The organism is Microbacterium sp. bgisy207 (genome assembly GCF_057706855.1).
In genome coordinates this window covers 147,029-159,940 of the sequence record NZ_JBYIPB010000001.1, presented here as the reverse complement: position 1 = coordinate 159,940, position 12,912 = coordinate 147,029, and the positions used below count along the sequence as shown (strand labels likewise).

At 67.0% G+C, this 12,912-nt stretch carries 10 protein-coding genes; 3 read left to right on the top strand and 7 right to left on the bottom strand.

Annotation, left to right across the window (positions count from 1 at the left end; genetic code table 11):
* Positions 1-13: 13 nt before the first annotated feature.
* Entirely contained in the window at positions 14-2,419 is a 2,406-nt protein-coding gene (ppsA, locus tag AC3ENO_RS00730; RefSeq protein WP_434968714.1) for a phosphoenolpyruvate synthase, read from the top strand.
* A 94-nt stretch (positions 2,420-2,513) separates the two neighbouring features.
* Entirely contained in the window at positions 2,514-2,684 is a 171-nt protein-coding gene (locus AC3ENO_RS00725) for a CsbD family protein (RefSeq protein ID WP_434968713.1), read from the top strand.
* A 63-nt stretch (positions 2,685-2,747) separates the two neighbouring features.
* Here AC3ENO_RS00725 and AC3ENO_RS00720 read toward each other — a convergent pair whose 3' ends face one another.
* Complete coding sequence (locus AC3ENO_RS00720) at positions 2,748-3,926, bottom strand: MalY/PatB family protein (protein ID WP_434968712.1); 1,179 nt, start codon at positions 3,924-3,926, stop codon at positions 2,748-2,750.
* Positions 3,927-4,057: 131 nt separating this feature from the next.
* Here AC3ENO_RS00720 and AC3ENO_RS00715 point away from each other — a divergent pair, with 131 nt between their 5' ends.
* A complete protein-coding gene (locus AC3ENO_RS00715) occupies positions 4,058-4,687 on the top strand; it encodes a hypothetical protein (protein WP_434968711.1) in 630 nt (209 codons plus the stop codon).
* A gap of 374 nt (positions 4,688-5,061) precedes the next feature.
* Here AC3ENO_RS00715 and AC3ENO_RS00710 read toward each other — a convergent pair whose 3' ends face one another.
* From AC3ENO_RS00710 to AC3ENO_RS00685, 6 genes are all read right to left on the bottom strand, one after another.
* A complete protein-coding gene (locus AC3ENO_RS00710) occupies positions 5,062-5,646 on the bottom strand; it encodes a PIN domain-containing protein (RefSeq protein ID WP_434968710.1) in 585 nt (194 codons plus the stop codon).
* A 25-nt stretch (positions 5,647-5,671) separates the two neighbouring features.
* Positions 5,672-6,196, bottom strand: coding sequence for a helix-turn-helix domain-containing protein (locus tag AC3ENO_RS00705; protein ID WP_434968709.1), 525 nt, complete (start codon positions 6,194-6,196; stop codon positions 5,672-5,674).
* 112 nt (positions 6,197-6,308) lie between these two features.
* Positions 6,309-7,430, bottom strand: a complete 1,122-nt coding sequence (locus AC3ENO_RS00700) for a DUF3322 domain-containing protein (RefSeq protein ID WP_434968708.1) — start codon at positions 7,428-7,430, stop codon at positions 6,309-6,311.
* On the bottom strand, positions 7,427-10,780 hold the full coding sequence (locus AC3ENO_RS00695) for an ATP-binding protein (protein WP_434968707.1): 3,354 nt from the start codon (positions 10,778-10,780) through the stop codon (positions 7,427-7,429). The genes AC3ENO_RS00700 and AC3ENO_RS00695 overlap by 4 nt, the downstream gene beginning before the upstream one ends.
* Complete coding sequence (locus AC3ENO_RS00690) at positions 10,777-11,436, bottom strand: DUF4194 domain-containing protein (protein ID WP_053547123.1); 660 nt, start codon at positions 11,434-11,436, stop codon at positions 10,777-10,779. The genes AC3ENO_RS00695 and AC3ENO_RS00690 overlap by 4 nt, the downstream gene beginning before the upstream one ends.
* Complete coding sequence (locus tag AC3ENO_RS00685) at positions 11,433-12,884, bottom strand: DUF3375 domain-containing protein (protein ID WP_434968706.1); 1,452 nt, start codon at positions 12,882-12,884, stop codon at positions 11,433-11,435. The genes AC3ENO_RS00690 and AC3ENO_RS00685 overlap by 4 nt, the downstream gene beginning before the upstream one ends.
* Positions 12,885-12,912: the final 28 nt, after the last annotated feature.

Below are 12,912 nucleotides of genomic sequence, written 5' to 3'. Positions count from 1 at the left end.
GAAGGAACTGACCATGTCACACATCGCCTGGTTCGAAGACCTCGGAATGACAGACGTCCCGCGGGTGGGAGGCAAGAACGCCTCTCTCGGCGAGATGGTCTCGCAGCTGTCGTCGGCGGGGGTCTCCGTACCCCGGGGTTTCGCCACGACCGCCGACGCCTACCGCGCCTTCCTCGCGCACGACGGTCTGGAAGAGCGCATCCGCGCCGCGGTCGACGCGCTCGATCCCGAGGACGTCGCCGAACTCGCCCGGGTCGGGGCGACCGTGCGGGAATGGGTCGAGAACCAGCCGTTCCCGGCGGAGCTCGAGTCGGGCATCCGTGCCGCCTACGCACGACTGGTGTCCGAGGATGCCGACCCCGACGGCGTCAGCTGGGCGGTGCGTTCGAGCGCCACGGCAGAGGACCTGCCCGAGGCCTCGTTCGCCGGCCAGCAGGAGACGTTCCTGAACATCGCGGGAATCGAGAACATCCTGCAGGCGATCCGCTCCGTGTTCGCCTCGCTCTACAACGACCGGGCGATCGCCTACCGGGTCCACCATGGGTTCGCGCACGCCGATGTCGCACTCTCCGCCGGAGTGCAGCGGATGGTGCGTTCGGATGTGGGCGCCGCAGGCGTCATGTTCACCGTCGACACCGAGTCCGGCTTCGACGGCGCCGTGTTCATCACGAGCTCGTACGGCCTGGGCGAAGCGGTCGTGCAGGGCGCGGTCAACCCCGACGAGTTCTACGTCTCGAAGGCCGCCCTGCGGACCGGACGGCCCGCGATCCTGAAACGCTCTGTGGGCGAGAAGGCGATCGCCATGCGCTACACCGACAGCCGGTCGGCGGGAGCCAGCACCACTTTCGTCGACGTCCCGCCCGCCGATCGCGCGCGCTTCTCCGTGACGGATGCCGAACTGGAGGAGCTTGCTCGTCAGGCCCTCGTGATCGAGGAGCACTATGGACGACCGATGGACATCGAGTGGGGCAAGGATGGCATCGACGGCCGCCTCTATGTCCTGCAGGCCCGGCCCGAGACCGTCGTCTCTCGCCCGGGGGCGAACGTCATCCGCCGATTCCGGCTCCACGAGAAGGGCACGGTGCTGACAGCCGGACGGGCCATCGGGCAGCGCATCGGCGCGGGACCTGTGCGGGTGCTCAGTGACCTCGCCGACATGGCGACGTTCCGGGCCGGTGACGTCCTGGTCGCCGACATGACCGACCCCGACTGGGAGCCGATCATGAAGAGGGCCGCCGCGATCGTGACCAACCGAGGCGGGCGCACGTGCCACGCGGCGATCATCGCGCGCGAACTGGGCATCCCCGCCGTCGTCGGCGCCGGCGATGCGACCCGGGTGCTCCGGGACGGCCAGGAGGTCACGGTGTCGTGCGCCGAGGGCGACACGGGCTTCGTCTACGACGGTCTGCTCTCATTCGTGGAAGAGGAGACGCATCTGGACCGGATGCCCGAACTCCCCGTCAAGATCATGATGAACGTCGGAACGCCCGACCAGGCGTTCTCCTTCTCGAGGCTCCCGCACCGGGGCGTAGGACTCGCGCGGCTGGAGTTCATCATCAACCGGCAGATCGGCATCCATCCCCGTGCTCTGCTCGAACAGGACCTCCCAGACGAGCTGCGCGCACAGGTCGACGAGCGGGTCGCCGCCTACCCGTCGCCGCGGGACTTCTTCGTGCAGCGCGTCGCCGAGGGTGTCTCCATGATCGCCGCGGCCTTTGCACCCGAGCCGGTGATCGTGCGGATGAGCGACTTCAAGTCGAACGAGTACGCAAACCTCATCGGCGGCGAGCGCTACGAGCCGCACGAGGAGAACCCGATGATCGGCTACCGGGGGGCATCCCGCTACATCTCGCCCGACTTCCGCGCCTGCTTCGACATGGAGTGCGAGGCGCTGCGGTACGTGCGCGACGAGATGGGCTTCACCAACGTCCAGGTCATGATCCCGTTCGTGCGGACCGTGGGCGAAGGCCATGCCGTCGTCGAGATGCTCGCCGAGAACGGGCTGCGCCGCGGCGAGAACGGGCTCAAGGTCATCATGATGTGCGAACTGCCCACCAATGCGCTGCTCGCCGACCAGTACCTCGAGTTCTTCGACGGGTTCTCGATCGGCTCGAACGACATGACCCAGCTCACTCTCGGCCTCGACCGTGACAGCGCGCTCGTCGCGAACACCTTCGACGAGCGCGACCCCGCGGTCCTCCAGCTCATGTCGATGACGATCGCGGCATGCCGCGCCCAGGGGAAGTACGTCGGGATCTGCGGGCAAGGGCCGAGCGACCATCCCGATCTGGCCGAATGGCTGCTCGCTCAGGGCGTGGAGTCGATCTCCCTGAACCCCGACACGGTGGTCGAGACCTGGATGCGGCTGGCAGCGCAGACGCCCGCTGACGCTGCAGTGGGGCGGCCGGGTCGTCCGTAACCTGATCGCGGAGCGAGGGCAACCCCCCTCGCCGGCTCACGGGCCGAGGCTATCGTGGCCGTCTCATCCACCTCACAACGAGAGGAGACGCATCATGGGACTCGACGACAAGATCAAGAACACAGCCGAAGACCTCAAGGGCAAGACCAAGGAAGGTGTCGGCGACGCGACCGACAACGAGAGCCTTGAGGCCGAAGGCAAGGCAGACCAGGCGAAGGCTGACCTCAAGCAGGCCGGCGAAAAGACGAAGGACGCCCTGTCCTGATATCCGCTCGGTGCGTGTGCGGGGCAGAGCTCCCGCGCACGCCTCAGCCCCGCCGGCCGCCGCTCACGCCGTAGCGGAGGCCGGGAGGGATTTCCCGAGCCTGCGAATGATCTCATCCAGCACAGGCTGCGGCGTCGCGAAGATCAGTCTCGCAAAGCCGTCGCCTGCGCGACCGCACATCGTGCCCTCGGTCAGAGCGACGGATGCCGCTGCGCCGAAGTACTCCGCCGGGCGCTCGGCGATACCGGCGCCGCGGAAGTCGATCCAGCCCACGTAGGTGCCCTCGGGCTTCGGCATCCAGGCCCCCGGAATGTGTTCCGCGAGAAGCGCGAGGAGACGGTCGCGGTTCCCCTCGAGGTAGGGCACGAGGTCCCCGAGCCATGCATCCCCGCTGCGGAAGGCGACCGTGTTGGCTATCGCGCCGAGATTGCTGGTGCCGTGCCCAGCGAACGGTCCGATCCGCTCCCAGGTCTCGCGGTCGCGGTCGCTCGTGAGCACGAGCTCGGCGCATTTGAGTCCCGGGAGGTTCCAGGCCTTCGACGCACTCATCGCGGTGATCGTGTGCTCGGCCGCTGCAGGGGACACTGTCGCGTAAGGGATGTGCGTCGAACCGCTGAACACGAGCGGAGCCCAGATCTCGTCCGAGAAGACCCTCCCGCCGTTCCGCTCGACGACCTCGCTGATCCCGATCATCTCGTCGGCCGTGAACACCCGGCCGACCGGATTGCAGGGGTTGCAGAGCAGGAGCAGGTTGCCACCATCATCGAATGCGCGCTGCAGCGCGTCGAGGTCGAACTCGTACCGCCCGTCTCGGATCGCCAGCGGCATCTCGATGACCTCGCGCCCCCGCATGGGCGGCACCATGAGAAACGGCATGTACGCCGGAGTGGGGACGATGATCTTCGACCCGGGCGCGGAGCAATGCTCCATTGCGAGCTCCAGCCCCATGATGACGTCCGGGATGGCCCACACATCGCTCGCCGGGACCTGCCACCCGTAGCGGCGCTCGAGGAACCCGGCAGTCGCGTCCGAGAGATCTGCCGCGATGTACTTCGGCATGTAGCCGAACGCGCCCTGGTCGACCGCGGCGTGCAACGCGGCGGTGATGTGAGGGTCGATGCCGAAGTCCATCTCGGCGACGAATGCGCCGATCGAGCCATCCGTCCCCGCCCACTTCGTGGCTCCCGTGGCACGGAGCTGATCGATGGTGATGGCGTTGACGCGCCGGGCGAAGTCGGTCATGCGGTGCCCCTTCTGGCTGGCAGCTCTCACCCTAACCCCGGCGCACGACGGCCTCTCCCGCGGGCTGCTCCGATCGGCCAGGGGGCGAAGCGGGGTGCCGACGCCATCGGGCGATGAGGAACAATGGGCACATGGGTAGACCGGGGGCACTCCACCCGGCGTCGCTCGGGGCCTCGATCGCGTTAGCCGCACTCGTCCTCGGGTCCGTCGCCGGTTGCGCGTCGACGGCGCCCGCCGATCCGGAAGCGATCGCCGAGCGCGTAGCGGCCACCGACATCTCTGCCGATCTGGTCTACACGACAACGGTCGACGGCTACGATCTCGCGCCACAGTCGGTCGGCGAGACACCCAGCGGCGGGATGTCGGCATCCTGGGTCAACACCGCCACCGGCGGGATACTGACGATCCGCATGGAGCACGGCGAGATCACGGCCGCGTCCTGCCCCGACATCCCCCTGTGGGACGGCGGGAACGAACCGGTCGCCTGCACCGACGAGGGTGGCCGCTGGCATCGAACATCAGGCAGCACCCACGAGTACATCGTCGCGCGCGACGACACGCTGATTCTCGTCACGGGGATGAACAACGCTGACCCCGGGGATCTTCTGGCTGCCGCACAGGCCGTGCACGTGCCCTCTGCTGCCGAGCTCGAACTGCTCTTCTCCGATCTTCCGGACGGCCCCGCCGAACCCGTGCAGCGCGGCGACATCCCCGAGAACGGCGACGGAGCCCCGATCGACCCCACCGGACCCGGCGGCTGAACCCGTCGTCCTGTGGTGAAGCTGCGAGGGCGACAAGGTCAGCGGACCCGTTCGAAGCTCACGGTTCCGGCACGCTCGCGCGCCCGAGCGCGCAGAGTCGCGGCGAGGCGGAGAGCAGATCGTCAGATGCGGGCGGGTCTTGTCAGAGCATGCCGTGAAGCGGCCCTGCCCAGCGGTTCGTGGCGGAGACGGAGGGATTTGAAATCGCGCCAATGACAATCGAACCCAACTCAAACCGCATGATTACGCGGATTCTGACGTCGCCGACGTACTCCTGGATCAGGTCGGCCGGGTTCGATTCGTGGCAGAAATGTGGCGGGTATCGGCTCGAAATCAGGTGGCTGCACTCGCCCTTCAGTCACGCGAGCTGGAGACTACGCGGACGCAGCTTCGACCATCATCTCGACGGCTTCGATCATGTCGTACCGGTCCCGCAACGTGTCCAGGATCTCCTCGACGGTGAGCACTGCACCGTAGCGGCCGGAACGACTCGCGATCTCCTGCACCGCGGCGAGCGCGTGCCTTGGGTTGAGTACAACGGTGTTCTTCGCGAATTCCTTGGCGCTGAGCACTTGGATGCCCGGCGGAATCCTGCCTGCAGGGAAGTCCTTCAGGTTCTCCGTGACGATCGCTCCGGCTCCCGCGATGACGGCCGCGGCGACCACATGCTCGTCGTCGGGATCGGGAAGCCCGAACGTGCCCTCCAGCGGCTCCCAGCCTTCGACCTCCGCGTCGGCGAACTCTCGCCGCATCGCGGCGATGAGGGTCGCTGCACGGCCAGCAGCCTCGGTCACGGGTATCCCCCGTTTCACGAGCTTGGCCTCCTCGTGGAACTCGAGCTCGTCAAGGTTCACCGAACTCCAGGTCGGTCGATACGCGCCCTCGACCGCGAGGGACAGGAGAAAGTCACGTTGCAGACTCGGCCACAGCACGCTGGTGTCGAGGGTCGCCGTGAACACGCCCCCATCCTGTCAGCCTGCGAGGTCAGAGTCGGGCAGCCCGCCTCGCCGCGACCGCCTTCCGCGCCGCCCTGAGGTCCTCGAGCGTCTGCTCGATGTTGTCTTCGCCGACACCGTCACGCGTGGCGGCGAGCATGTCGTACTGACGCGCCCGCCGGCGCTCTCGGTACTCGAGCAGATCCGCGAGGAGAACGCGTCGGTGCGTTCCCGCCTTCTCGAACGGGATCTCGCCCTCGTCGAGGATCTTCACAATGGTTGGGCGGCTCACGTTCAGGAGATCCGCTGCCTGCTGGGTGGTGAGCCGTGTTGTCTGGGGTACAACTGACACGGCGAGCCCGCTTTGCATTGCGTCCACGATCTTGCGGAGAGCGAGGTAGACCTCTTCCGGAAGCTCTACCTGGTCACCTGGACGAGCCCCGGCAAGGAAGTACTTTGGTTCGGGAAGAGCCCGGCCGGCGGCCTCATGGGCGGTGAGGAAGTCCAGCACAGGGGCAAGCTCGACGCCCCTGCTGGGAAGGTACGTCTCTTCAACGACGGCAGCGCGAGACACGAAAATCACCTCAATACACGTAAACGCAGGAAGTTGCGTTTGTTGCGATTACGGTAGCACGCGTTGCCGACAGGTCAATAGGAGCGCGCTGGGGCAACGATTAGATGCCTCGTCAGGACACCCCGAGCCGTTCGAGCGCGTAACTCCACGGGAGGCGCTCCTGCTCGAGGCGTATGTTGCCCTCCGCGCTCAGCGACTGAAGAGTCGCGCGCTCATCAGGCGTGAGCAGCTCGAACACGCCGACGTTCGGATCCGGATCGGTCCCCCACAGATCACGGTGAGCGAACAGAGTATCCATATCCATCAATGCCGACGTTGCGTCCACTCCCCTGGCTCGAAGTCGGTTGAGTATGGCGAATCCGTGCGAATCGAGATCGCCCCAGTAGGTGACCGTCTGCGCCCACGGGAGGCGGGCGACGAGATCGACGCGGTGACCACCACCGTGCACTGCTACAGCTCGGGGCACATCCGGCATCGCGAGCAGAGTGGCGAGGTTCTCGAACACGAACACGCGCTCGGGCCGGATCGTGCTTGCCGCAAGGTCGTCGACGGGCGCCGACACATCGGTGAGCCCCTGGAACGAGAGCGACGGATCGAGAGCACGGATCCGTATGAGCGGTGACAGCTCGCGAAGGCCCAGTCCGGGCGCGCCGGTTCCCGCCCGATGCAACGCCTCGACGAGCCCGCGGCGAGATTCGATCCACTTGGTGTGGATGCCGCGGATCGGCAGTTCCCGCACCAGGTGGCCCGATTCCGGGTTCTCGCGCAACCAGGCCAGCACATGGACGAGCCTGTCGAAATCCGCGCCATCGAGATCGGCGATCGCACGGGCACTGGCGCGGAGCACACTGCTGGCGTCGGAACCGGCCAGGCCTCTCAACTCGTCAAGTCGCGCCACCAGAAGTCGCCAGCCATCCGTCTCGCCCGCCGCTCGAGCGATCGAATCCGAACCGCGCAGCACCGCGCGAACGGGGACTTCCTGCGACCCGATGCGTGACCAATTGCGGACGGCCCACTCGAGCTCTATTCCCGAGTCTTCGCTCACGCCACGCCAGCCGTCGACCCACTGTCGAACGCGATCGAGGTCGCTCAGCGCCTCGCGCTCGGTTGGCGGACGTAGCGGAACGTCGAGCACGACATCCGTCTGCTGCTCGGCTGCCCACGTGCGTGCGTCGCGGTCGAAGAGCTTCTTCGCCCGCGCGCGCACATCGGCCGGAGTGACGAGCGTGGTCACGCGCGCGACTCCGCGTGCGGCGGGGCGGCGACCTCAGTCTCATCGACCGAGAACACCACGTTCGCGAGCCGTGAGGCGTTGCGGTCGGGATTCGATACCGATGTGATCGCGCCCACGTAGGGTTCGAGTGTCTGCAGCAGCTTCTGCGGTGTCGCGAGGATCATGTGGAATCCGAACTCTCGGAACACCTCCATCGCGTTACGCGTGTATCGGCTGTCAGCCTTGTCGAACGCCTCATCGAGCACGATCGAACCGAACCGCGGAACCTCGTCCTCTTCCTCGGTCAGCTGGTACCGCAGCGCTGCGGCAAGACAGAAGATGACAAGCTTCTGCCTCTGGCCGCCCGACAGCCCCTCGGCCGAGTCATACACCCGCAGGACCCGCCCAGTGACGTCCTTCTCCCGCGCGAGGAAGCTCACATGCAGCCTCGTGTCGAGCACTCGGTTGCGCCAGTCCACGTCGACGCGGTCCTTGGATCCAAGTCGACCGATCACTCGCTGCAACACGGCGAATCGCTGCTCCGCACCGGACGCCGACTCGTCGGCCCAGTTGCCTTCCACGATGCGGCGGAGGTCGGTGAGGAACTCGTCGACCTCCGGGGTCCGCGTCGTCTTCACATCGATCTCGAGGAAGCGGTCCGCTCCCTCGAACGGGGACCGCCCCAGGGATGCGTTGACAGGGAGGATTCGCTCGCGGATGAGACCCGGGGCGTCGCGGAGATCGCTGAGCAAGTGTGCGACGACGTCCTGCGATCGTTCCCGCAACAGCTTGCGGAACTCGGACTCTTTCTCGGGCAGGCCGCGGGCGAGGATGCCCTCCCGCAGCTCCCGATAGCCGTAGCGGTCACGGATGTCAGCAGTCAACTCTGCGGATGCAGCGGACCACCCGAGCCGAAACTCGGCGGCGCGCCCGGCGAAGCTGGCCTCAGCATCCGCTGCACGGCTGGCCGCGGCGTCCTTCTCCTTCGAGAGTGCCGACTGCACCTTTCGCGCGACTTCGTCCACCGTCTCCAGGATCACCGAGCGTCGCTCGGCTCGGAACCGGCCCTCGAGGGCGTCGGCGATCCGCTCCTCGACCGGTGCATATGGGGTCGCCTCGAGTCCGGCGACGTGTGCCTCGATGCTTTCGACGTGATTGCGGGCGACAGCGTGGGCTCCGAGCGCCCGTGCGTGCTTCGCGTTCGTTTCGTCCAGTCGCTGGGTCGCTCGCTCCGCGGCCTCCTGTGCTTCGCGGAGAGTCCCCGATTCGCTGGTGAGCACCCGGAGATCGTCGCGCTGGGCCGCGGTGACCGCCATCGCGGATGCGAGGTCCACTTGGTCCCAGCTGAACGTCGATACGCGTGTGAAGACGTCGCGCCGACTGACAGCGTCCTGACGAAGCGAGTCGGCCTCGGCGTCGCGGGCGGATGCTTCCTCCATCGCCGCCATCACTTCCCGCCGACGCTCCAGCAAAGCCTCGAGCCGCGCGTGGGTGTCGCCGCCCAGCACCCATCGAGTGGCATCACCGACCTCGTGACGGTCATCCTTCTCGTACCTGCGTGAGTTGCGCTTGACGAGGCCGCCGATCGTGACGCCACGCTCGACGTCATCAAGCTCGTCGGGGTGCGAAACGCAGGCGTAGTCGAACTCGGAGGCCATGCGCCTGCGGACGTAGGACGCGAAGGGCCCGTCGCTCACCGTGAGGCGATGAACGAGTGAGCGGGCATCCTTGGGGCGACGCGGCTCGTCGACGGCGTGCGGGACCGCTTCGATGACGAGCCGGACACCGAGTGTCCGCGAGTCGGCTGCCCGACGTGCGGCGACAAGATGTTCGTCCCGCACGAGGAGCGTCGACGCAAACGGAGCGAGCACTCGCTCTGCCGCGCCGCGCCAGGCGGAGTGCTGCTCGGTGACCGAGATCAGCTCGCCCGCAAAGGGGAATGCCGATGCCGGCACACCGACAGCGTCCGCGAGGAATCGTCGTGCGCTCAGAAGCTTCTCGTCGAGGTTGCTCCGGTGATCTCTCAGCGCCTGAATCTGCCTGGTGACTTCGTCCAGCGCCTTACGCGCCTGACTCGCGGCGTCACGCACCTCATACGAGACAGCGGGGATGTCGCGCGCAACCTCGGTGACGGCCGCGGCAAGGAGCTCCGCAAACTGCTCGGGGTCTTCGGGCATTGGTGCGCCGATGCGCATCAGCTCGGCGGTCAACTGGGCTCGATATTGCCTAGTGATGTCCTCGGCACGCTGCGCACTGTCGATCCGCTCCTGCAGAAGCTCTACGCGCGCGCCGCCCTCGTCCCGGACCCGCGCCTTCGCGGTTTCCAGCGCCTCTGCCGCCAACCGCTGCTCTCGCGCGGCGTCGCTCAGGTCGCTCTCGGCGCGCGCCAGCGCGGCGCGTGCGGGGCCCGCGGCTTCCTTCGCGAGCCGAAGCTTGAGTCCCGCTGTGAAGGGCTCGACCGCGTCGTGGAGGTCGGAGATCGCAGCCATCTCCGCGTCGGCCAGGTCGAACGCGGTGATCGCCTCGTCGACCTTGCGGAGCGCATCAGCCTGCTTCCTCAGGTCGACCACGTGCTTGTGCGCGGCATCGAGCTCCGTGAACTGCTCAACGGCGGTCTCGGCCCGCGCGAAGGTCCCCGGTTGGTCGAGCATGAACCCGCGGAACAGCGCGTCGAGGGTTCCGAGGTTCTTCGCTGATTGTGTCTTGTGGAGAAGCTGAAGCGTCGCATCTCCGCGGAAGCCGAACTGACGGATGACCCGCTCGTGAAAGCGTCCGTGTCGTCCGCCGGTGGTGATCAGCGCGTCGGGGAAGGCCTTCGACATGCGGCGCGCGTCAATTCCGCCTTCGACGTGCGGCTTCACGTCGAGAAGCTCCATGTGACCTCGGGTGAAGATCCGCGCGTCCTTCAACGCGGTCGGTTCGGTGCGCGTGCCGGGTGCGTGGAACACCCGCAGCAGGACGACCGGTTCATCGCGGAGATTCTCGTAGCGCAGCAGGATGCCGCTCCAGGTTGCCTTCGAGCGCAGGTAGGTCGTGGTGGCCCGATCGGCAGTCTCGTCAGCTTCCTTGCTCCAGGCGCCACGCACATAGCTCATCAGCGTCCGATCGCTCTGCCGGGAAGCGCCATCCTGAGCCGCCGCGTTGAGACGCAACCACCTATCGGGGGTGAGGACGGCGGCAATCGCGTCGAGTAGCGACGACTTGCCCGATCCGGATGCGCCGGTTAGCAGGTGGCCGACACGCGCGACATCCACGGCGACGTGGCCGGCAAACGTGCCCCAGTTGACGAGTTCGATCTGGGCAAGGCGCCACTGGCCGGGCCCGGTCGGATCGACCTCCGGCTCGTCGGTGGGGAAGCTCAGCATCGTCATTCTGTGTCATCCTCCGCATCCGTCGACGGGGCAGCGGATTCTCCTCCACCCTCTCGGGCGATCCGGTGGTACTCCGATGTGATCGCGCGGATCTGGTCGGCATCGACGAGCAGTCGGAGCACGGGCGAAATCTCGGCACGGTCATCGCCGACGGCGTGCAGCACGCGGAGCTTGTTCTGCATCTTGTTCCACGACGAGTTGACGCGGCTCGCGAAGTCCTTCTCATCACGGTCCGGGGTGCGGAACACGGCGAGCTGCTCGAACACCTCCGCCTGCCCGACGATCACCCGACCGCGACCCTCCTCGCTCAGCAGCGTCTGGCGCAAGACAAGCAGCATTGCGGTGTCGAGGAACGTCAACGCCTCAGACCGCACTGCCTTCGGGGCGTCCTCGGACGGAGCGTTGCGGACGAAGGCGAACTCGTTGTCCCGATCGATGACCAATTCGAGGAACAAATCGGCGAGCCGGGAGCGGAGGACAGCCTCGTCGGTGAGCAGCACCGCCCACAGCTGCGCCTCGCGCGCTCCGGAAAGATACGGGCCACGCACCAGACGCAGCAAGACGCGCCTCGTGCGATCAGGGAGTTCGCCGGCGTCGCCACGCCAGAGGCCCCCGTGCTCGTCGGGGGCGACATCCGCCGTGGTCGACTCGGTCATGCCACCGCTCCTGTGAATCGGTGCGCGGCCACAATCGCCGCACGCGGAACTCCGTCGGCGCCCTGCCAAGCGAGTACCTCGGGCTCATCGTCAACGGTGCCCTGCTCGGCGGCGATCGAGAGAAGTCCGATCACGCTGCCGACCCCCTGCGTCGCGGGGTATCGAGCAAGGACATCTGCGACGGTGCACGAGGGCACCTCGGCGAGCAGGTCGTTGACGTTCCGGGTGAGTTCGTCGAAGTCGATCTCGGTTTCGCGAGCGATCGCCCGCAGCTCCTCGAGGCTCGCGAGGGTTGTCGTCTGCGTGACGATCTCTTCGGTGGCGGCGAATTCGGCGGGGTCGTGAAGGTCGATCGCCCCGACGCTCGACAGCGCAACGGCCGAGAGATCCAGCGTGAGAGACGTCGGATGCCACGGACGCGTGTGTGCGGCGGCTTCCATTCCCGCGTGCTGAGCCTCCCGCAGAAGAGTCCGCAGGACCCGGTCGCGCTGGTAGTCCTGCGACTGCACGTAGCGGCGGAGCGCCCGGGCGAACAGGGTGATGACGTCGTGGATCTCCGCGCTTCGTCCCTTGAGCGTTGCGAGGAAGGCGCGCAGTGCCCGGCGCTCATCCGAGGTGAGATCACGAGCGAATCTGCGGTCGAGGATGCGGCGGATGTCGGCCTCGAATGCGGCACCGAGTGCAGGGTCGAGCACGAGCTGGGAGAAGGCAGCGAAACTGCGGCCGGCATCGGAGTCGGAGATGTGGTCGATTCCGCGGAAGACTTCGTCGACGACTGACGCCTGAGAAACATCGGACTCGACGATCTTCGCCCTCAGCGACGCATTCAGCGTCTCGAACTCGGCACGCACCCGAGCAAAGTCGTCCGGCACGTCCGCCGCCTGCGCCAGCACGTCGCGAACGCGTTCGAGCGCCCGGTCTTCATCGATCGCGGACTCGTCACCGGAACGCAGGCTCTCGATCCGCCGCTCAATCGACTCGATCTCTTCCTCGAGTAGCGCGATGCGCGCTGACACGTCAGGATCGGTGTCGATCGCGAGGCGACGGACCTGCGCCGCAAGACTCGCAAGCCGAGACTCGGTCACACTCGAACGCGGGGCGGCACGCCCCTGCAAGAAGCGGATCCCGGCGATCGCATCCGGGGAAAGCTCGAGCGTCTCACCCCGCGCTTCCGATGACGGCCGACGCACCAGGAAGCCGGCCGATCGCCACTCCCCGCAGTACCCCTTCGCAGTCAGCGGCAAGATCAGCCCCTGCGCACGGAGCCGCTCGAGGTCGGCATCGATCCGCTCGTACAGCTCCTCCGCGTCGACTCGGCGCTCGTCTCCGCCCAGGTGGGTGCCGAGAAGACCGGCGACCACGGGTGCGCTGTCGGCTCGAAGCAGCTTCCACGCCGCATCGCGCTCCGCAAGCTGGGCGAGCTCGAGAACCTGGGCGACGGCGGGCACGCGTCCATTCTGAAGGAACACACCGACA